Raw genomic sequence first — 19,080 nt, forward strand, 5'->3', positions numbered from 1 at the left:
AAAGCCAGTCCCGCGGCTCCTGCTTGGCTGGATAGTCCACTCCGCCAGGACCTGATTTCATTTCAACGATGAATGAGTTTCCATGACCGCTGAGAGCCTGGGTTCACACAACTTCGACGTCCTCATCATCGGCAGTGGCCTGGCGGGCCTGTCTGCCGCGCTGCTGCTGGCACCTGGCCGGCGCGTGGCGGTGGTGACCAAACGTGCGCTTGGCGACGGGGCCAGCGGCTGGGCACAGGGCGGCATGGCTGCCGTGCTGGCCGAAGGTGACACGCTGGAGCAGCATGTGAGCGACACGCTGGTCGCAGGTGCGGGCCTCTGCGACCTGCCCGCCACGCGCGCTGTGGTCGAAGGTGCGCCCGAAGCCATTACCTGGCTGCGTGCGCTGGGCGTGGCCTTTTCCGAAGACGCCGGCCACCCCGGCGAGCTGCACCTGACCCGCGAGGGCGGCCACAGCCAGCGCCGCATCGTGCATGCGGCCGACGCCACCGGCGCTGCCGTGCAGCGCACGCTGATGGAACAGGTCCGCAAGACGCCCGGCATCACGCTCTATGAGCACCACATGCTGGTCGACGTCATCACCGACCGGCATCTGAAACAACCCGGTAACCGCTGCCATGGTGCCTATGTGCTCGACACCGCCAGCGGCGAGGTGCTGACCTTCAGCGCCGGCCACACGATCCTGGCCACCGGCGGCGCGGGCAAGGTGTATCTCTATTCCACCAACCCCGACACCGCCACCGGCGACGGCATTGCCGCGGCCTGGCGCGCGGGCTGCCGCGTGGGCAACATGGAATTCATCCAGTTCCACCCGACCTGCCTCTACCACCCCGACGCCAAATCGTTTTTGATCACGGAAGCCGTGCGCGGCGAAGGCGGCAAGCTGCTGCTGCCGCCCTCAGCCGGGGGCGGGCGCTTCATGCCCGCGCATGACGCCCGCGCCGAGCTCGCGCCGCGCGACGTGGTGGCCCGCGCCATCGACTTTGAAATGAAAAAGCACGGCCTCGACTGTGTCTACCTGGACATCTCGCACCAGAGCCCGGCCTTTTTGCAGGAGCACTTCCCCAACATCCTCAAGCGCTGCCTTGAGCTCGGCATTGACATCACGCGCCAGCCCATCCCGGTGGTGCCGGCCGCGCACTACACCTGCGGCGGCGTGGTGACCGACCTGGCCGGACGCACCGATGTGGCGGGCCTCTATGCGGTTGGCGAAACCGCCTGCACCGGCCTGCACGGCGCCAATCGCCTGGCGAGCAATTCACTGGTGGAGTGCGTGGTGCTGGCGCGCGCCACGGCCCACGCCATCGAATCCCTGGCACCCGCCGAAGTCCCCGCCCTGCCCGCCTGGGACGAAAGCCAGGTCACCGATGCCGACGAGGCCGTGGTGATCTCGCACAACTGGGACGAGCTGCGCCGCTTCATGTGGAACTACGTGGGCATCGTGCGCACCACCAAGCGGCTCGAGCGTGCGGCGCACCGCATCGCCCTGCTCAACGCGGAGATCCAGGAGTTCTATGCCAACTTTCGCGTCACACGCGACTTGCTGGAGCTGCGCAACCTGGTGCAGGTGGCGGATCTGATCGTCCGCTCGGCGCACGGCCGGCACGAAAGCCGCGGCCTGCATTTCAGCCGCGACTTCCCAGGCACCGCTGAACAGGCCATTCCTACCGTGCTGGTACCGCCCGGAAGTTAATCTTTCCCGAATCCTCTTTATCCGTTTCTTGCCACTTTTTATTCAGAACCCACATGCCTCACCTGATCGTTGAATACTCCAGCAACCTGGCCGGCTTTCCCAGGGCCGAAGCGCTTCAGGCGCTGAACCAGGCCGTCGCCGGCAGCCCTGAAATACAGGATGAATCCGACCTGAAGACCCGGCTGGTCGCGCTGGACGATTTTGAAATCGGCACGGCACCGGCCTCACGCGCTTTTGTTCATGCCCAGCTACGATTGCTGTCGGGCCGCACGCCGGAAGCCAAGAAGGACCTGGGCGCGCGCATCGCTGACGTGCTGCGCCGCCTGACCCCGCGGCCAGCGGGCGTGATGGTGCAGCTGAGCGTGGAGATGGTGGACATGGACCGCGCTTCCTACGTCAAGGAAAAGCTTTAACGGTTTTATACGAGCCGGGCTCAGACAAGGGTCGCGCCTATCCAGCCCCTGAGGCTGTTCACAAAAGCCCAGGCCTCCACCGTTGCCAAGGCGTCGACCCGCACGACAGCTTCGCTGAGTCGGCCTTCCTGCAAGGCCAGCGCGCGCCCCACGCCCGGCAGCAGCCCGCAGGCCAGCGGCGGCGTGACCCAGCGGCCCGCCACCCGCATCGCGATGTTGCCGCGTGTGCATTCGGTGATCTCGCCCTCAGCATTCCAAAGCACGCTGTCAAACACGTCAGGTGCTGTGGGCGTGAAGGCGTCGTAATGCGCGCGGCGTGTTGTTTTAAAGCGCACAAATTCGCCGTGAGCCACCTCCAGCGGGCGGCGGGCCAGTTGCAGGCGCACCTGGGGCGGCGACGGCTCCATGGCATAAGCCTGGCCAGTGAAATTTCCACTGGCACCGAGCAGTAGCCGCACGCGCCAGAGGCCCTGCGGGTGCGCCTCGGCCAAGGCCTGCAGGCACGCATGGGCTTGCGTCGCATCCCATCGGTGGCCAAAGTGGGCAGCAGAAGCGGCCATGCGCGCCAGGTGCACATCCCTGTGGCGCAGCTGGCCGGCGTCCAGCGCCAGGGTTTCCAGAATCTCGAAGGGCATGCTGGCTCGCTCCAGAAAGGCCTGCTTGTGGTGCCACTCCTGCCATTCTCCTTCAGCCACGGAGCCCGAGGTGATGCCGCTGCCGATACCGCAGCAGGCCTGGGCGCCGCGCAGGCTGACGGTGCGGATCGGCACATTGAAAGTCGCCGCGCCGCCGGGTTGCACCACGCCGATGGCCCCGCAATACACGCCGCGCGGCCCGGCTTCCAGTTCACGAATAGCCTGCATGGCGTGCACCTTGGGTGCGCCGGTGATCGAACCGCAGGGAAACAGCGCGGCAAACACCTCGGCCAGGCTACAGCCGGGCCGCGTGCGCGCCTCAACGTCGGAGGTCATCTGCCATACCGCAGGCAGCGCCTCGATGTGAAACAGGCGCGGCACGCGCACGCTGAAAGGCTCGGCGATGCGCGACAGGTCATTGCGAAGCAGGTCCACGATCATCACGTTTTCGGCACGCTCCTTGACTGACGTTCGCAGCGTCTCGGCCTGGGCGGCGTCACTCTCGGGGGTCGTGCCGCGCGGCGCCGTGCCTTTCATCGGCCGTGTCAAAAGCTGGCCGTCGCGCCAGTCAAAAAACAACTCGGGCGACACCGACAAGATCTGCTCATCACCCGTATCCAGGAAGGCCGCATAACCGCCGGGCTGCGCGCGCTGCAGGGCGCCAAACAAGGCATGGGCCGGCGCGGCATTCTGGCCTGCCGGCAGCCGGCCAGTCATCTGGGCCGTGAAGTTAACCTGGTAGTACGCGCCGTTGGCAATCGCCCGTTGCAATGTGTCGAGCGCCTCGTCAAAAGCCGGGCGATCCAGCCCCGGTTGCCATTGCACCTGCACATCGGCGCCTGGCACGGTCTGTGGCCATGGCAAGGCTTCGTCATATACCGCAAACCAGGCTAGCGGCCCGTCCGCATCGTGCGCGGCCAGCGCAGCGTCAAAAGCCGGTGCGGCTTCATAACGCAGGTAACCCACACACCAGGCGCCCTGCGCGGCAGCGGCCTGCACGGCATCCAGCACCGGCCGTACCTCATCGAGCGTGCGCGCCACCAGTACCGCACGCGGCGCACCAAAGGCACGGCGCAGGCGCGGGGCTGTATTGTCATGCGGGTCTGAAAAATCAATGCATGCGGTAATAGGGGTCATTCAGGCCTCTAACGCATACCTGGCGGGCGCAAGCAGCTATCAAAACAGTAGCATCTAGGTGCCGGAACCCGGCGTCAGGCCGCACCGATATGCGGCACCAGGCCTGCGGTGGGCCGGCCGTTTTTCAGGGCGGCGGTGAAAGCCAGCATGCGGTCAATCGGCAGCCGGGCACGCAATCCCAGCGCGGGGTCAATCTTCACCTCATGCGCACCGGTTTCCAGCACATGAGCCAAACCGGCCAGGCCATTCATGGCCATCCACGGGCAGTGCGCGCAGCTTTTGCAGGTGGCGCTGTTGCCGGCGGTCGGCGCTTCAATAAACACTTTACCGGGGTTGAGCGTGCGCAGCTTGTGCAGCATGCCGTTGTCGGTCGCCACAATGAATTCGCGCGCGTCCATCTCACGCGCCGCCTTCAAAATTCCCGAAGTTGAGCCCACCGCATCGGCCAGCGCCACCACATCCGCAGGGGACTCGGGGTGCACCAGCACTTTTGCGCCGGGGTGCTCTTTTTTCAGGGCCTGCAGTTCAAAGGCCTTGAATTCGTCGTGCACGATGCAGGCGCCATTCCAGAACACCATGTCGGCACCGGTTTCGCGCTGGATGTAGCTGCCCAAGTGCCGGTCGGGCGCCCAGAGGATTTTTTGGCCCTGGTCTTTGAGCGCACGCACGATGTCGAGCGCGCAGCTGGATGTCACCACCCAGTCTGCCCGCGCCTTCACAGCGGCACTGGTGTTGGCATACACCACCACCGCGCGGTCCGGGTGGGCATCGCAAAACGCGCTGAATTCATCCACCGGGCAGCCCAAATCAAGCGAACAGGTCGCGTCGGGGTCAGGCATCAGCACGCGTTTTTCAGGTGAAAGTATTTTCGCCGTCTCGCCCATAAAGCGCACACCCGACACCACCAGCGTCTGTGCCGCATGGTCACGACCAAAGCGCGCCATCTCCAGCGAGTCCGACACCAGGCCGCCGGTTTCTTCGGCCAGGTCCTGCAGGTCGGGGTGTACGTAGTAGTGCGATACCATGACGGCGTTGCGGGCCTTGAGCAGTTCGCGGATGCGGGCCTTCAGCACGGTGCGCTCGGCCTGCGTGGGCTCGGCCGGCACACGGGCCCAAGCCTGGTGCGTGCTGCAAGCCGCGCCCTCGGGCTGCTCGTAGTCCACACGGATGACGGGCAAAACCACGCTCATGCCGCCACCGTGCTCTCGGCGTCAAAGCGCATGGAAAAATCAATCGCCCGCACGTCCTTGGTCAGGGTGCCGATGGAAATCCGGTCTACACCGGTTTCGGCCAGGGTGCGCAGGCCCTCCAGGGTGACACCGCCCGAAATTTCCAGAATCGCTCGCCCGTTGTTGATGCGCACGGCTTCTTTCAGGTCGGGCAGGCTCATGTTGTCGAGCAGCACCATGCGCGCACCGGCATTCAGCGCCTGCGCCAGCTCGTCCAGGTTCTCGACCTCAATCTCCACAAAATCGGCCTGCGCGGCGACATCAGCGGCGCGTGCCAGCACCTGCGCAATGCCGCCCGCGGCCGCGATGTGGTTTTCCTTGATGAGCACGGCGTCGTACAAACCCACCCGGTGGTTGGTTCCGCCGCCCGCGGCAACCGCGTACTTCTGCGCCAGCCGCAGGCCGGGAAGAGTTTTGCGCGTGTCCACGATAGCGGCCCGCGTGCCTTTCACGATGTCAACATAAACAGCCGTTTTACTCGCAACGGCGCTTAACAGCTGTAAAAAATTGAGGGCTGTGCGTTCAGCCGACAGCAGGGCACGGGCCAGCCCGCGCACCTCAAACACCACCTGGCCGGCTTCGCAGCGCTCGCCATCCAGCACATGCCATACCAGTTGGGCCTCCGGGTCCAGCTGCCGCATCGTGGCTTCGACCCAGGCGCTGCCACACACCACTGCGCTTTCACGTGCCACCACCTGCGCCCGTGCCTGGCGGGTCGGGTCAATCAGCGCTGCGGTCAGGTCGCCGCTGCCGATGTCCTCGGCCAGCGCGCGTGCCGCATCCGCCCGGGCCAAGGCGCCCAGCGCTTCAGTCGTGAAATCAAATGACTTTTTCATAAGTAATCTAAGAAAGAAACCGCGCAGTACCCTGCACTAAACTATTGAGTAGACCTCAAAACTGCCGCGAATGTTACAGCGCCCCTGCCGCTGCCCGCCGCCGGCCCCCTTTCGCCCACCCCGGCGTTTTCCTTTTGCCTGAGTACACCCTCCACACACCATGTTCAGAACACTGCTCAAGTCCAAGATTCACCGCGCTGCGGTGACCCACTGCGAACTCAACTACGAAGGCTCCTGCGCCATCGACGAAGACCTGCTGGATGCCGCCAACATCGCCGAGAACGAACAGGTGCACATCTGGAACATCAACAACGGTGAACGCTTTATCACCTACGCCATCCGCGCTGAGCGCGGCAGCCGCATCATCTCGGTCAATGGTTCCGCCGCGCGGCGGGCTGCCGTGGGCGACCTGGTCATCATTGCGGCGTTTGCGCAGGTGCATGAAGAGCATGTCGCGGGCTTCAGCCCCAAGCTGGTGTTCGTCAATCCGGACAACCGCATCAAGGAGGAGCGCTCGACCATTCCGGTCCAGAAGCCCTGACCCGCACCCGACTCGCGCTTTAGCACCGGCTTGCAGCGCACGCCTGAGCTTTCGCCCTTTCCTCCTCACCACGGGTCTTCATGGACAACCTCTCAATGATCCAGCGCAGCCTGCGCCATGTGTGGCACCCCTGCACGCAGATGAAGCTGCACGAGTCGCATCCCCCGGTACCCATCGCCAGGGCCGAAGGGGTCTGGCTGTACGACTTTGAAGGCCGGCGCTACCTGGACGGCATCAGTTCCTGGTGGGTCAACCTGTTCGGCCACGGCCATCCGCACATCAAGGCGGCGCTGCGCGACCAGCTGGACCGGCTTGATCACGTCATGCTGGCCGGTTTCACGCACCAGCCGGTGGTGGAGCTGTCTGAGCGGCTGGGCGCATTGACCGGGCTGGGCCATGCTTTTTACGGCAGCGACGGCGCCAGCGCCACAGAGATCGCGCTGAAGATGAGTGCGCATTACTGGCGCAACACCGGAAAGCCTGAAAAGTGCCGCTTCATCGGGCTGGCAGGCGGTTACCACGGCGAAACCGTGGGCGCACTGGCCGTGACGGACATTGCCATTTTTCGTGAAGCCTATGCGCCGCTGGTGCGGCTGGCAGCCACCGTGCCCAGCCCCGACGCACGCGGCGCGCAGCCCAGTGAAAGCGCTGCAGACGTAGCACGTCACGCAGCCGCAGACCTGCAAAGCTGGCTGGAGCAGCATCATGCGCAAACCGCCGCGCTCATCCTGGAGCCCATGGTGCAATGCGCGGCCGGCATGGCCATGCACGATGCCGCCTACCTGCGCGAAGCGCGCGCACTGTGCGACCGCTATGAAGTGCATTTGATTGCCGATGAAATTGCCACCGGATTTGGCCGCACCGGCACCATGTTCGCGCATCAGCACGCAGGCATACGGCCTGACTTCATCTGTCTATCGAAAGGCCTCACGGGCGGCACGCTACCACTGTCGGCCGTGCTGACCACCGATACCGTCTACGAAGCGTTTTACGACGACGACGTGGCGCGCGGCTTTTTGCATTCGCATTCCTACACCGGCAACCCGCTGGCCTGCCGCGCCGCGCTGGCCACGCTGGAGCTGTTCGGGCAAACCGATGTACTGGCAGACAACGCAGTCCTGGCCAACACCCTGGACCTGGCCTTCACACCGCTGACTCAGCACTCTGCTGTACGGAACGCGCGCAGGCTGGGCATGATCTGGGCTTGGGACATCGAGCCCACGACGGCGCCCCACTTCGCACGCCGCTACACGCAGCACGCCATGGCCAACGGTGTCTTGCTGCGCCCAATCGGCCACACGGTCTACGCCATGCCTCCGTATGTGATGGACGAAGAGGCGATGGATCACCTGGCGCGCGGCGCCCTGGCAGCGCTTGATGCGACCCTCGCCGAAGAAGAGGGTGCCCATGGCTGAAGCGGCGCACAGGACGGTTTCGATGTTTGTGACCGGCACCGACACCGGCGTAGGCAAAACGCTGGCCAGCACTGCACTGTTGCATGCGCTGGCCCGCCGGCATCTGCGTGTGGTGGGCATGAAACCCGTGGCGGCAGGTACGATGCAGATTGACGGTGTCGACGCCAATGAAGACGTGCTGGCCCTGCGCGCCGCCTCCACCTGCCGCGTACCGCCCGAACTCGACAACCCGGTTCTGCTGGCCGACCCGATGTCACCGCACATCGCCGCGGCGCGCGTCGGTGCACACATTGACATTGCCCACCTGGCGGGCTGCCACCGCCGGCTCGCACAATTGGCCGACGCCGTGGTGGTGGAGGGTGCGGGAGGTTTTCATGTGCCGCTCTCGCCGACCGAAACCGGTGCAGACCTGGCCGAAGCACTGGGCCTGCCCGTGGTGCTGGTGGTGGGATTGCGGCTGGGATGCCTGAACCACGCACTGCTCACTGCGGATGCCATACGCGCACGCTGCCTTACGCTGGCCGGCTGGGTGGCCAACCACATTGATCCCGCCATGCTGGCGCAGGATGACAACATTGCTTTTTTACAGCGGCAATTGCAGGCGCCCCTGCTGGCCACCATCGGCTGGCAGCCCGGCATAGACGCGCGCACAGTCGCCATCAACCTTCCCGACGAATGGCAATAAACATCACTACCACCTTGTCTTCCGCCTCCTGGCTCGACGAATTTCCGGCACGTGTGGCTGAACTCGACCGCGCCCACCTGCGCCGCCAGCGCCGCGTCGTCATGCCTGAAAGCGGCGCACACCTCTCGATTGACGGGCAAAGCATGCTGGCCTTTTGCAGCAACGACTACCTGGGTCTGGCCACACACCCGGCCCTGGTGCAGGCGGCTTGCACCGGCGCACAAGCCTACGGTGTCGGGTCGGGCGCGTCGCCACTGGTCAGCGGCCACAGCGCCGCCAACGAGGCGCTGGAACGCGAACTCGCGGCCTTCGTCGGCCTGCCGCGCGCGTTGTATTTTTACGCGGGCTACGCCACCAACATCGGCATCGTGCCGGCGCTGGTGGGCGCAAGCGACGCGATCTTTTCGGATGCGCTGAATCACGCCTGCCTGATTGACGGCGCAAGGCTGTCGCGCGCAAAAATCCACCGCTACGCACACACCGACCTGGACGCGCTGGATCGCGAACTTGCGCAAAGCGACGCGCCGCGCAAGCTGGTGATCAGCGACGCGGTGTTCAGCATGGACGGAGATAGCGCCGACATTCCCGCCCTGCTGGTGCTGTGTGAGCGCCATGACGCCCTGCTGCTGCTGGACGATGCACATGGCTTTGGCGTGCTGGGCCCGCAAGGGCGCGGCAGCCTGGCCGCCGCGGGGTTGTATGGCGCCAAGGCCTCGCGCCGCGTGCTCTACATGGCCACGCTGGGCAAGGCGGCTGGTGTGGCGGGCGCGTTTGTGGCGGGCGACGAGGCCCTGGTTGAATGGCTGCTGCAAAAAACCCGAAGTTATATTTTTGCGACTGCCGCGCCGGCGCTGCTGGCCAGCGCGCTGCGTGCCAGCCTTGCGCTGATTGAACAGGATGACTGGCGCCGCACGCATTTGCAGCAACTCATTGTGCGGTTGCGCAGCGGCTTGCTGGCGGGCCTGAAAGGCAGCCACTGGCAACTGCCGCCCTCGCAGACGGCCATCCAGCCGCTGCTGATCGGCCGCAACGACGAAGCCCTGGCCGTGATGGAGGGCCTGCGCGCACGCGGCATCTGGGTGCCGGCGATTCGCCCGCCTACCGTGCCCGAAGGCACGGCACGCCTTCGCATTGCGCTGTCGGCCGCGCACACCGAAGCCGATATCGACCTGCTGGTCGAAGCCCTGACGGCCCTGGCAAAGCATCCGCTGCCAGGCTGAAGCAGGCTTCAGAAAAACGCATCAGATAGACTCAAAAACCATTCCCCGAAAGGAAAGAGAACCATGTCCCACGTTGCAGAACAAACCATCACGCTCCACCGCCCGCGCCCTCAGCCATCGCCAGCTGAAAAGGCCGGCGCCGAACGCTGGAGCGTAGACGCCATCGAAGCGCTGTTCAATCTGCCTTTTCCGGAACTGATGCACCGCGCCCAAACGGTGCACCGCGAAAACTTCGACCCCACGCACATCGAATTCGCCACGCTGCTGTCCGTGAAAACCGGCGGCTGCGCCGAAGACTGCGGCTACTGCCCGCAGGCCGCGCGCTACGACACCGGCGTGGAAGCCAGCAAACTGATGGAGCCGGCCGAGGTGCTGGCCGCAGCCCGGCGTGCACAGGCCGCGGGCGCCACACGTTTTTGCATGGGCGCCGCGTGGCGCTCGCCCAAAGACCGCGACATTGAAAAAGTCGCCGAGCTGGTGCGCACCGTGAAAGCGCTGGGCCTGGAGACCTGCGCCACGCTGGGCATGCTGGAAGACGGCCACGCGCAAACACTGCAAAGCGCGGGCCTGGACTACTACAACCACAACCTCGACAGCGCGCCTGATTTTTACGGCGACATCATCACCACGCGCGACTACCAGGACCGCCTGGACACACTGGCGCGCGTGCGCAGCGCCGGCGTCAAGGTCTGCTGCGGCGGCATCGTCGGCATGGGTGAGACGCGCCGCCAGCGCGCCGGCCTCGTGGCCGAACTCGCCAACCTCACGCCCTACCCTGAGTCGGTGCCCATCAACAACCTGGTGAAAATTGAAGGCACGCCGCTGGCCAACCAGGCCGACCTGGACCCGTTTGAATTCGTGCGCACGATTGCTGTGGCGCGCATCACCATGCCGACGGCGCGCGTGCGCCTGTCGGCCGGCCGCCAGCAGATGGGCGACGGCGTGCAGGCGCTGTGCTTCCTGGCCGGCGCCAATTCAATTTTTTACGGCGACAAGCTGCTGACCACCGGCAACCCCGATACCGACGCCGATGTAAAGCTGCTGGAACGCCTGGGCATGAGCCGGTCTGCGCCCGAAGTGCGCTAATTCGTTCGCGAAACCATCCGTTTCCCGGCCTTTGTCCGGCCTCTCTAAACCGCCGGCAAAAAAGCACGGCGAAGCTGGTTAGACTCTCGCTAAATTCCGGACCTGCCCCATGACGATACCTGCCAATACTTCCGTCACGCCCTACGGCACGCTGCCGCCTTCGTCTACGCCTGCCACGCCGCCTGCGCGCAAGCCGGTCAGCCTGCCGCGCCTGCGCGAAATGCAGGCGCATGGCGAAAAGATCACCATGCTGACCGCCTACGACGCCACCTTTGCCGCCGTGGCCGATGCGGCGGGCGTGGAATGCATCCTGGTGGGCGACTCGCTGGGCATGGTCTGCCAGGGCCTGACCAGCACCGTCGGCGTGACCCTGGAGACCATGCGCCACCACACCGAATGCGTGGCCAACGGCCTGCGCCGCTCGCAGGCCACGGCCTGGCTGATCGGCGATTTGCCGTTTGGCAGTTACCACGAGTCCAAAGAGCAGGCGCTGCGCAGTGCCGCGGTGCTGATGCAGGCCGGCGCCCACATGGTCAAGCTCGAAGGCGGCGGCTGGACGGCCGAGACGACGCGTTTTCTGGTCGAGCGCGGCATCCCGGTCTGCGCCCACCTGGGGCTGACACCGCAAACCGTGCACGCGCTGGGCGGCTACCGCGTGCAGGGCAAGGGAGACGAAGCCGCTGCCGCGATGACGCGCCACGCGCGCGAGCTGCAGGACGCAGGCGCCGCCATGATGGTGCTGGAAATGGTGCCCGCAGCCCTGTCGGCCACGCTCACTCAGGAGCTCACGCATTGCGCCACCATCGGCATTGGTGCGGGCAACGGCACTGCCGGCCAGGTGCTGGTGCTTCACGACATGCTGGGCATGAACCTGGGCAAGATGCCGAAGTTTGTACGCAACTTCATGGAAGGCCCGGACAACAAGACCGCCAGTGTGCGCGGCGCCATGGAAGCCTATGTACGCGCCGTGAAAGACGGCAGCTTTCCGGTGAACGCCACCCACGCCTGGTAGCCCCACGCGCCCCTTTCAGGAGACAAGATGCAGATCGTCCACACCATCCCGGAGCTGCGCGAGGCCCTCAGCCCGTTCAAACGCCCTTCCTTCGTGCCCACCATGGGCAATCTGCACGACGGCCACATCGCGCTCGTCAAGCAGGCCAAGCCGCTGGGCGACGTGAGCGTCTCCAGCATCTTCGTGAACCGCCTGCAGTTCGCGCCGCATGAAGACTTCGACAGCTACCCACGCACGCTGGACGCCGATGCCGAGCGCCTGAAAGAGGCCGGCTGCAACGTGCTGTTTGCCCCGCTGGAAAAACACCTTTACCCCGAGCCGCAAAGCTACAAGGTGCATCCGGCCACCGACTTGAGCGACATCCTTGAAGGCCACTTCAGGCCCGGTTTTTTCATCGGTGTGAGCACCGTGGTGCTCAAGCTGTTTTCCTGCGTGTTTGCCGGCATGCCCACGGGCGTGGCGGCTTTCGGCAAGAAGGATTACCAGCAGGTGATGGTGGTGCGCCGCATGGTGCAGCAGTTTGCGTTGCCGATCGAGATCCTGGCCGGTGAAACCCAGCGCGCCGAAGACGGCCTGGCGCTGTCGTCACGCAACGGCTACCTGAACGCCACCCAGCGCGCCGAAGCGGTGGAGCTGTCCAAAGCGATACGCGCATTGGGCGAGGCCGCCCGCGCCAGCGGCACGCCTGACCTGCCAGCCCTGGAAGCGCAGGCCATGCAGGCGCTGGCCCGGCGCGGCTGGAAGCCCGACTACCTCACCGTGCGCCGCCGCGCCGACCTGCTGGCACCGCAAGGCCCGCTGGCCGATGTGCCGCTGGTGGTGCTGGGTGCGGCCAAGCTGGGCAGCACCCGGTTGATTGACAACCTGGAAATCTAGGCACGGGCCAAACCCCGGCCAACCCCGGCCACCGCCGGAGGCAACCCGGCGGGCTGCCACGTTGCTCCATTTTTGATAGCTGCTTGCGCTCGCCCCGCCTGAGCTGCAGCCATTTTTCTCTAACAAAACCGGTTCGCCACCTGACGGCGGATCTTTTGGCTTTTTTAACAGCTCAACATGAACACCCCTTCCGTACGCCTTGCCACTTTGGACGACCAGCCTGCCGTGGCTGCGCTGTTTGACGCCTACCGCCAGTTTTACGAACAGCCCGCCGATGCCGCGCTGGCGCTGGACTTCATCGGCAACCGGATGCGAAACCGCGAATCGGTCATCCTGGTGGCCGAGCCGGAAGGTGCGCCCGGCACCGGCGCGCTCGCCGGCTTCTGCCAGCTGTATCCCGGTTTCTGCTCAGTGATCGCCCAGCCCATCTACACGCTGTATGACCTGTATGTTGCGCCCGCATCACGCAAGAGCGGCGCCGGCCGCGCGCTGATGCAGGCCGCCCACGTGCACGCAAAACAGCACGGCTTTGCGCGGCTGGACCTCACCACCGCCAGGACCAACCACACCGCGCAGGCGCTGTATGAGTCCCTGGGTTGGGTTCGCGACGACATCTTCCTGGCGTACAACAAGGTGGTCTAGGGCCCAGGCGGGCCTTGGGGTATAACGCTTTCAGCTGGTTCAGGCACATGCCGCCACCTTTGCAGGAGTTTCACCATGGCCATTCCCCACGCCGCCTCCGGGCAACTCATCGACGTCCAGCCGCTTGCGGGCAAGCTCCTGGAGGCACGAACCGTCGCGCTGTTCAAAAGCGATGAGCTGGAAGTCATGCGCCTCATCGTGCCGGCCGGCAAGCTGGTGCCCTCGCACCGGGTCAAGGGCGAAATCACCGTGCAATGCCTGGAAGGTGAAGTGGCCTTCACGGCAGAGGGGCAAACCCAGCGCATGAAGGCAGGCCAGCTGCTGTGGCTTGCGGGCGGCGTGGAACACGGCCTGACTGCCGTGAAGGATGCATCGCTGCTGGTGACGCTGCATTTGCGAAAGTAGGTCGGCCCCTGCTTCGCGGATTAATGATGTTTCAGGGCTTTAGCCCAATAGGGGTAAGCGCAAGCAGCTATTAATTCAATAGCAAAAACGGGAACCGGAAAAATCGATCGCGTGGTCAGGCCAGTTCGGCAGTCGGATCGCGCCCCATCAGCGCCGCCACAGCCTCAGCCGGCCTGAGCTTGCCGTCCAGCAAGGCCACCACGCTTTGTGCAATCGGCATCTCGATGCCCAAACCGGCCGCGCGCTGCACTACGGTGCGGGCGCAATACACGCCCTCGGCCACATGCCCCAGCGAGTCCACGGCCTGCGCCAGCGTCTTGCCCTCGGCCAGCAACAGGCCCACCTTGCGGTTGCGGCTCAGGTCGCCGGTGGCCGTCAATACCAGATCGCCCAGGCCCGAAAGACCTGTGAAGGTTTCGGCCCGCGCGCCCAGCGCGACACCCAGCCGTGTCATTTCGGCCAGGCCGCGGGTGATCAGCGCAGCGCGGGCGTTCAGCCCCAGCTGCAATCCGTCGCAAAGCCCCGTGGCGATGGCCAGCACGTTCTTGACGGCGCCGCCCACCTCTACCCCCACGACATCGTCATTGGCGTAAACACGCAGGGTGGCGCTGTGAAAGGCGGCCACCAGCGCTTCGCGTACTTCGGGATGTTCACTGGCGGCCACCAGCGCGGTCGGCTGGCCGCGGGCGACTTCGAGGGCGAAGCTGGGCCCGCTGAGCACGCCCGCTCTTAAATTGATAGCAGCTTGCGCCCGTATTTCATGGACCATCAGGCCAAATGATGCGGAAGGAGGGGCAGAGGCAAGAGGTGCCTCAAAACCTTTGCTCAACCAAGCCACTGGAACGCTGGCGTGCTGCAGGGACTGCAGCATGCTGCGCGCCGCTGAGACGGGCGTTGCAAGGATGATGAGGTCCTGCCCTTGAATCGCCTCTGCCAGGGGTACATCGCCGCCTTGCAGCCGCAGGCCGGCAGGCAGGGGAACGCCAGGCAGGTAGCGGGTATTGACGCGGCTGGTCTGCAAGGCTTTGGCCAGCGCAGCATCGCGCGCCCACAGGGTGACATCGTGCCGGGCGGCGCTGCTCACGGCTACAGCCGTGCCCCAGGCGCCGGCTCCGATGACCAGGATTTTCATGCGTGGATGAGCGAGAAAACAGACGCCGGGAAGCCCCGGCAGCCCATCAAACGATGATCTGGGGAGCGGCCGATTCGGCAGCGGCCTGGACTTGCTGCTGTTCGTACATGGCCTGGAAGTTGATTTCAGCCATGTGCACAGGCGGGAAGCCGCCGCGCTGGATCACGTCAGCGACATTGCCGCGCAGGTAGGGGTAGACGATTTGCGGGCAGGCAATGCCCAGGATGGCGCCCATCTGGTCTTCGGGCACATTGCGGATTTCAAAAATGCCGGCCTGCTTGGCTTCCACCAGAAACACGGTTTTGTCGCCGATTTTCGTCTGCACGGTGGCCGTCACGGAAACCTCAAAAAGGCCGTCTGCCACGGGGGTGGCGCCCACGCCCAGCTGGATGTCCACCGCAGGCTGCTCCGGGCTCAGCAGGATTTCGGGCGAATTGGGCTGCTCCAGTGACACGTCCTTGAGGTAAACGCGCTGGATCTGGAATACGGGGTCAAGATTGGCTTCAGCCATGGTGCTCTTTCGGGTGCTTGGAGGGAAATCGGATGATTATAGGGAGCCGTGGACGTGGCCCCCACGGTCGCTCACTTCGTGTAGCTCCCTGCCCCCGAGGGGGCCGCCCGCCTGCGGTCTGGCAAAGCCAGTCCCGCGGCTCATGCTGGCTTGAAGAGTTCTGTGGGTGCGACCAGTGATGGAAGTATTTCACCAGTGGGGGCCGCGGGTCCGGCTTTGCCGGCCCCAGGCGCCGCCCCCTGGAAGGGGGGAGCAGGCTACACGAAGTGAGCCTGAACGGGGGTTAGCGGTCCAGCAACGGCATCAGGCCGCCACGGCTGTCCAGGGCCATGAGGTCATCACAGCCACCAACATGGGTATCGCCGATAAAAATCTGCGGCACGGTGCGCCGGCCAGTGATGTCCATCATTTTCTGGCGTTCACCAGGCACCATGTCCACACGGATTTCGTCAAGCTCGGTGACGCCGCGCTGCTTCAATATCTGCTTGGCCTGGATGCAATAAGGGCAGGTACCTGTGGTGTAAATTTTGACGGTTTGCATGGTTCCTCCGGAAGAGCTGGTCTACGCGCAGCGCAGGAAAAATGGATGGCCAGGGCGAAAGCCGGGCCAAAGCCCGGTAGCCTCGGCGTTGCAGCTTTCGTGCCTGCCAAAAACCGGATCGGGAAACTGGTCAGAACTGAACTGATCAGGCCTTCTCAAGTGGCAGGTTAGCTTCTTTCCACGCTTTCAGCCCGCCGCCCAGTGATTGGGCCTGCTCGTAGCCGAGCTTTTTGGCGACGGCGACGGCGCGGCCGGCGCGGGCACCCGTGGCGCACACCAAAATCAGCGGCAAAGCCTTGTTTTTGACGGTGGCGGGGAGTTTTCCTTCCAGCTCGCTGAAGGGCACGTTTTTGGCGCCTGTGACATGGCCGGCAGCGAATTCTTCGGCCTCGCTGACGTCCACCACCACCGCTTTTTCGCGGTTGATCAGCTGTACGGCGCCGCTCGCCGTGAGCGCGCCAGCGTTCATGGCGCCGGAAATCATGGGCCAAACCAGCATGCCGCCCGAGGCGACCGCTATCGAAATCAGCATCCAGTTATCGATCAGAAATTTCACGTTGTACCCTTTGTGTGTCTTGGAGCGCTTTTTCAGCGAACCCATGATTTTAGAATAGAGGGAGAAAACGCCCTGCCGGCGGCCCTCCTTATTCCCTTTTTTCCACTCCTCACCCTTCCCACCATGTACAAACTCGTGCTCATCCGCCACGGCGAATCGATCTGGAACCTTGAAAACCGCTTCACCGGCTGGGCCGACGTTGACCTCACCGAAACCGGCATCGAACAGGCCAAAAACGCCGGCAAACTGCTCAAAACCGAAGGTTATGACTTTGACGTGGCCTATACCAGCGTGCTCAAGCGCGCGACCCGCACGCTCTGGCACACGCTGGACGAAATGGACCGTACCTGGCTGCCCGTAGTGCACAGCTGGCGTCTCAACGAGCGGCATTACGGTGCCCTGCAGGGACTGAACAAGGCCGAAACAGCGAAAAAGTTCGGCGACGAGCAGGTGCTGATCTGGCGCCGCAGCTATGACACGCCACCCCCGGCGCTTGATGCCTCCGACGAGCGCAGCGAACGGAACGACCCGCGCTACGCGAAGCTGCAGCCCGGCCAGGTGCCGCTGACCGAATGCCTCAAGGACACGGTGGACCGCGTCCTGCCGTTCTGGAATGAGTCCATGGCGCCGGCGATCAAGGCAGGCAAACGCATTGTGGTGGCCGCCCATGGCAATTCCATCCGCGCCCTGGTGAAGTACCTGGACAACATCTCCGACAGCGACATCGTGGGACTCAACATTCCCAATGGCATCCCGCTGGTCTATGAGCTGGACGCCGAACTGCGGCCCTTGCGCCATTACTACCTCGGTGATAGTGAGGCCGCTGCCAAGGCGGCAGCGGCCGTGGGTGCGCAAGGCAAGGCTTGAGGGGCAATTCAGTGACTCCCGGCAGTCCTGCGGGAGCCATTCTTGTAAAAGTCCTGTAAAAGCTGGCTGATTTGGCTCTTTTGCGGCGCCAGGCCGCACGAATGGCGGAACTGTGGCGACCGGCCTTTCTCCAAGGTGTATATTGCTTCACATAGGGGGAGCAGGGGCTCTCCAACAGGTTTACGAAGGTATTTTCTATGGGTCAGAAGCTCAAGATAGCAGGCTGGATTTCAATTGGTGCCGTGGCTGGAGCCCTCACCACCGTACAGCTGCAAGCCGTGGCCCGTGGCGGCCTGGCACCCCTTCCGCTGGAAGAACTGCAGCAACTCGCAGCCGTTTTTGGCATGGTCAAGACGGACTACGTGGAACCGGTGGACGAGAAAAAACTCATCACCGACGCCATTTCCGGCATGGTGGCCAGTCTTGATCCGCACTCGGTTTACTTCGACAAAAAGTCGTTCAAGGAATTCCGGGAAGGCACCACAGGCCGTTTTGTCGGTGTCGGCATCGAAATCAGCCAGGAAGACGGCCTTGTCAAGGTGGTGTCTCCCATCGAAGGCTCCCCTGCGGACCGCGCCGGCCTCAAGCCGAACGACCTGATCACACGTATCGATGACACGGCAGTCAAGGGCCTGAGCCTCAACGACGCGGTCAAGAAAATGCGCGGCGAACCCAAGACCAAGGTGCTGTTAACCATTTTTCGCAAGGACGAAAACCGCACCTTCCCGGTCACCATCACGCGCGAAGAAATCCGTACCCAGTCGGTTCGCAGCAAAGTGGTGGAGCCCGGCTATGCGTGGATTCGCCTGAGCCAGTTCCAGGAACGCACGGTCGACGACTTCGTGACCAAGCTTGAGCAGATTTACAAGCAGGAGCCCAACCTCAAGGGCCTGGTGCTGGACCTGCGCAATGACCCGGGTGGCCTGCTGGATGCGGCAGTCGCTGTCTCGTCAGCTTTCCTGCCTGAAAACGTCACTGTGGTGTCCACCAACGGCCAGCTGGCCGAAAGCAAATTCACCTACAAGGCTGCGCCGGAGTTCTACCAGCGACGCAACGGCGCCGACCCGCTCAAGCGCCTGCCGGCTGCCCTCAAGAACGTGCCGCTGGTGGTGCTGGTCAATGAAGGCTCGGCCTCTGCCAGCGAAATCGTCGCGGGTGCTTTGCAGGACCACAAGCGTGCCACCATCATGGGCAACCAGACTTTCGGCAAGGGATCGGTGCAAACCGTCCGCCCCCTGGGGCCGGATACGGGTCTGAAGCTCACCACGGCACGTTACTTTACGCCCAGCGGGAAATCCATCCAGGCGCGCGGCATCGTGCCTGACGTCATGGTCGATGAAACCGCTGAAGGCAGTCCTTTTGCCGCATTGCGCACCCGCGAAGCCGATCTTGAGAAACACCTCAACAGTGGCCAGGGCGCTGAAGTGAAAGACGCCGGCCGCGAGAAGGCTCGCGAAGAGGCCCTGAAGCGCCTTGAAGAAGAAGCCAAGAAGACACCTGAGCAGCGTCGCCCGCCTGAACTGGGTAGCGACAAGGACTTCCAGCTGGCCCAGGCGATCAACAAGCTCAAGGGACGTCCCGTGCTGGTCAGCAAGACAGCCGTGGTCGAACCGAAAAACGAGAAAAAAGACAACTAGGCCGATGCGCA

Annotated in this window: 20 protein-coding genes; 13 read left to right on the top strand and 7 right to left on the bottom strand. The window is 64.1% G+C overall.

From position 1 onward, the window contains the following. Positions 1 to 82 precede the first annotated feature (82 nt). Positions 83 to 1,693: an L-aspartate oxidase gene (nadB, locus tag AC1DWQ_RS11640; protein WP_477669788.1), complete on the top strand. Its 1,611-nt coding sequence runs from the start codon at positions 83 to 85 to the stop codon at positions 1,691 to 1,693. 53 nt (positions 1,694 to 1,746) lie between these two features. Next, complete coding sequence (locus AC1DWQ_RS11645) at positions 1,747 to 2,106, top strand: 5-carboxymethyl-2-hydroxymuconate Delta-isomerase (RefSeq protein ID WP_477669789.1); 360 nt, start codon at positions 1,747 to 1,749, stop codon at positions 2,104 to 2,106. Positions 2,107 to 2,126: 20 nt separating this feature from the next. Here the strand turns inward: AC1DWQ_RS11645 and pabB are convergent, their stop codons facing one another. The 3 genes from pabB to nadC form a co-directional block, all read right to left on the bottom strand. Continuing rightward, the gene (gene pabB, locus AC1DWQ_RS11650) at positions 2,127 to 3,878 is read right to left on the bottom strand and encodes an aminodeoxychorismate synthase component I (RefSeq protein ID WP_477669790.1); all 1,752 of its coding nucleotides are present in this window, start codon (positions 3,876 to 3,878) and stop codon (positions 2,127 to 2,129) included. Positions 3,879 to 3,952: 74 nt separating this feature from the next. Next, positions 3,953 to 5,068: a quinolinate synthase NadA gene (gene nadA, locus AC1DWQ_RS11655; RefSeq protein ID WP_477669791.1), complete on the bottom strand. Its 1,116-nt coding sequence runs from the start codon at positions 5,066 to 5,068 to the stop codon at positions 3,953 to 3,955. After that, entirely contained in the window at positions 5,065 to 5,943 is an 879-nt protein-coding gene (gene nadC / locus AC1DWQ_RS11660; protein ID WP_477669792.1) for a carboxylating nicotinate-nucleotide diphosphorylase, read from the bottom strand. The genes nadA and nadC overlap by 4 nt, the downstream gene beginning before the upstream one ends. Before the next feature lie 160 nt (positions 5,944 to 6,103). On the opposite strand from nadC, the gene panD reads away from it, so the two are divergent. The 9 genes from panD to AC1DWQ_RS11705 all read left to right on the top strand — a co-directional run bounded on the left by panD (position 6,104) and on the right by AC1DWQ_RS11705 (position 13,825). Beyond that, entirely contained in the window at positions 6,104 to 6,484 is a 381-nt protein-coding gene (panD, locus tag AC1DWQ_RS11665) for an aspartate 1-decarboxylase (protein WP_477648477.1), read from the top strand. 80 nt (positions 6,485 to 6,564) lie between these two features. Then, positions 6,565 to 7,899 (top strand): adenosylmethionine--8-amino-7-oxononanoate transaminase, encoded by a 1,335-nt coding sequence (gene bioA / locus AC1DWQ_RS11670; RefSeq protein WP_477669793.1) that lies wholly within the window; start codon positions 6,565 to 6,567, stop codon positions 7,897 to 7,899. Next, positions 7,892 to 8,584: a dethiobiotin synthase gene (bioD, locus tag AC1DWQ_RS11675; RefSeq protein ID WP_477669794.1), complete on the top strand. Its 693-nt coding sequence runs from the start codon at positions 7,892 to 7,894 to the stop codon at positions 8,582 to 8,584. The genes bioA and bioD overlap by 8 nt, the downstream gene beginning before the upstream one ends. Further along, positions 8,575 to 9,804, top strand: coding sequence for an 8-amino-7-oxononanoate synthase (gene bioF, locus AC1DWQ_RS11680; RefSeq protein ID WP_477669795.1), 1,230 nt, complete (start codon positions 8,575 to 8,577; stop codon positions 9,802 to 9,804). Before bioD ends, bioF begins: the two co-directional genes overlap by 10 nt. Before the next feature lie 63 nt (positions 9,805 to 9,867). Continuing rightward, positions 9,868 to 10,890, top strand: a complete 1,023-nt coding sequence (bioB, locus tag AC1DWQ_RS11685; RefSeq protein WP_477669796.1) for a biotin synthase BioB — start codon at positions 9,868 to 9,870, stop codon at positions 10,888 to 10,890. A gap of 109 nt (positions 10,891 to 10,999) precedes the next feature. Continuing rightward, a complete protein-coding gene (panB, locus tag AC1DWQ_RS11690) occupies positions 11,000 to 11,902 on the top strand; it encodes a 3-methyl-2-oxobutanoate hydroxymethyltransferase (RefSeq protein WP_477669797.1) in 903 nt (300 codons plus the stop codon). 27 nt (positions 11,903 to 11,929) lie between these two features. Next, the gene (gene panC / locus AC1DWQ_RS11695) at positions 11,930 to 12,778 is read left to right on the top strand and encodes a pantoate--beta-alanine ligase (protein ID WP_477669798.1); all 849 of its coding nucleotides are present in this window, start codon (positions 11,930 to 11,932) and stop codon (positions 12,776 to 12,778) included. A gap of 177 nt (positions 12,779 to 12,955) precedes the next feature. Next, a complete protein-coding gene (locus AC1DWQ_RS11700; protein ID WP_477666091.1) occupies positions 12,956 to 13,420 on the top strand; it encodes an N-acetyltransferase family protein in 465 nt (154 codons plus the stop codon). A 75-nt stretch (positions 13,421 to 13,495) separates the two neighbouring features. After that, positions 13,496 to 13,825, top strand: a complete 330-nt coding sequence (locus AC1DWQ_RS11705; protein WP_477669799.1) for a cupin domain-containing protein — start codon at positions 13,496 to 13,498, stop codon at positions 13,823 to 13,825. Between the two features lie 115 nt (positions 13,826 to 13,940). Here AC1DWQ_RS11705 and AC1DWQ_RS11710 read toward each other — a convergent pair whose 3' ends face one another. The 4 genes from AC1DWQ_RS11710 to AC1DWQ_RS11725 form a co-directional block, all read right to left on the bottom strand. Then, positions 13,941 to 14,957 (bottom strand): NAD(P)H-dependent glycerol-3-phosphate dehydrogenase, encoded by a 1,017-nt coding sequence (locus tag AC1DWQ_RS11710; RefSeq protein WP_477669800.1) that lies wholly within the window; start codon positions 14,955 to 14,957, stop codon positions 13,941 to 13,943. A 46-nt stretch (positions 14,958 to 15,003) separates the two neighbouring features. Beyond that, positions 15,004 to 15,468 carry a protein-export chaperone SecB gene (gene secB, locus AC1DWQ_RS11715; RefSeq protein WP_477669801.1) on the bottom strand — a complete coding sequence of 155 codons (465 nt, stop codon included), beginning with the start codon at positions 15,466 to 15,468 and terminating at the stop codon, positions 15,004 to 15,006. A gap of 283 nt (positions 15,469 to 15,751) precedes the next feature. Next, positions 15,752 to 16,009, bottom strand: coding sequence for a glutaredoxin 3 (gene grxC, locus AC1DWQ_RS11720; protein ID WP_477669802.1), 258 nt, complete (start codon positions 16,007 to 16,009; stop codon positions 15,752 to 15,754). 145 nt (positions 16,010 to 16,154) lie between these two features. Further along, positions 16,155 to 16,565 (bottom strand): rhodanese-like domain-containing protein, encoded by a 411-nt coding sequence (locus AC1DWQ_RS11725; protein WP_477648489.1) that lies wholly within the window; start codon positions 16,563 to 16,565, stop codon positions 16,155 to 16,157. A 123-nt stretch (positions 16,566 to 16,688) separates the two neighbouring features. Between AC1DWQ_RS11725 and gpmA the strand changes: the two genes are divergently transcribed. Together gpmA and AC1DWQ_RS11735 are read left to right on the top strand one after the other, a co-directional pair. Further along, a complete protein-coding gene (gene gpmA / locus AC1DWQ_RS11730; protein WP_477669803.1) occupies positions 16,689 to 17,432 on the top strand; it encodes a 2,3-diphosphoglycerate-dependent phosphoglycerate mutase in 744 nt (247 codons plus the stop codon). Between the two features lie 197 nt (positions 17,433 to 17,629). Then, entirely contained in the window at positions 17,630 to 19,069 is a 1,440-nt protein-coding gene (locus AC1DWQ_RS11735) for a S41 family peptidase (RefSeq protein ID WP_477669804.1), read from the top strand. Positions 19,070 to 19,080 lie beyond the last annotated feature (11 nt).

The organism is Polaromonas sp. P2_G11 (genome assembly GCF_056403595.1).

Bases quoted from the DNA above. Each gene is read 5' to 3' on its own strand.
- nadB (WP_477669788.1), top strand. From the start codon at position 83: ATGACCGCTGAGAGCCTGGGTTCACACAACTTCGACGTCCTCATCATC.
- panD (WP_477648477.1), top strand. From the start codon at position 6,104: ATGTTCAGAACACTGCTCAAGTCCAAGATTCACCGCGCTGCGGTGACC.
- bioA (WP_477669793.1), top strand. From the start codon at position 6,565: ATGGACAACCTCTCAATGATCCAGCGCAGCCTGCGCCATGTGTGGCAC.
- AC1DWQ_RS11710 (WP_477669800.1), bottom strand. From the start codon at position 14,957: ATGAAAATCCTGGTCATCGGAGCCGGCGCCTGGGGCACGGCTGTAGCC.
- nadA (WP_477669791.1), bottom strand. From the start codon at position 5,068: ATGAGCGTGGTTTTGCCCGTCATCCGTGTGGACTACGAGCAGCCCGAG.
- bioF (WP_477669795.1), top strand. From the start codon at position 8,575: ATGGCAATAAACATCACTACCACCTTGTCTTCCGCCTCCTGGCTCGAC.
- nadC (WP_477669792.1), bottom strand. From the start codon at position 5,943: ATGAAAAAGTCATTTGATTTCACGACTGAAGCGCTGGGCGCCTTGGCC.
- AC1DWQ_RS11700 (WP_477666091.1), top strand. From the start codon at position 12,956: ATGAACACCCCTTCCGTACGCCTTGCCACTTTGGACGACCAGCCTGCC.
- secB (WP_477669801.1), bottom strand. From the start codon at position 15,468: ATGGCTGAAGCCAATCTTGACCCCGTATTCCAGATCCAGCGCGTTTAC.
- AC1DWQ_RS11705 (WP_477669799.1), top strand. From the start codon at position 13,496: ATGGCCATTCCCCACGCCGCCTCCGGGCAACTCATCGACGTCCAGCCG.
- AC1DWQ_RS11735 (WP_477669804.1), top strand. From the start codon at position 17,630: ATGGGTCAGAAGCTCAAGATAGCAGGCTGGATTTCAATTGGTGCCGTG.
- AC1DWQ_RS11645 (WP_477669789.1), top strand. From the start codon at position 1,747: ATGCCTCACCTGATCGTTGAATACTCCAGCAACCTGGCCGGCTTTCCC.
- pabB (WP_477669790.1), bottom strand. From the start codon at position 3,878: ATGACCCCTATTACCGCATGCATTGATTTTTCAGACCCGCATGACAAT.
- panB (WP_477669797.1), top strand. From the start codon at position 11,000: ATGACGATACCTGCCAATACTTCCGTCACGCCCTACGGCACGCTGCCG.
- bioD (WP_477669794.1), top strand. From the start codon at position 7,892: ATGGCTGAAGCGGCGCACAGGACGGTTTCGATGTTTGTGACCGGCACC.
- grxC (WP_477669802.1), bottom strand. From the start codon at position 16,009: ATGCAAACCGTCAAAATTTACACCACAGGTACCTGCCCTTATTGCATC.
- gpmA (WP_477669803.1), top strand. From the start codon at position 16,689: ATGTACAAACTCGTGCTCATCCGCCACGGCGAATCGATCTGGAACCTT.
- bioB (WP_477669796.1), top strand. From the start codon at position 9,868: ATGTCCCACGTTGCAGAACAAACCATCACGCTCCACCGCCCGCGCCCT.
- panC (WP_477669798.1), top strand. From the start codon at position 11,930: ATGCAGATCGTCCACACCATCCCGGAGCTGCGCGAGGCCCTCAGCCCG.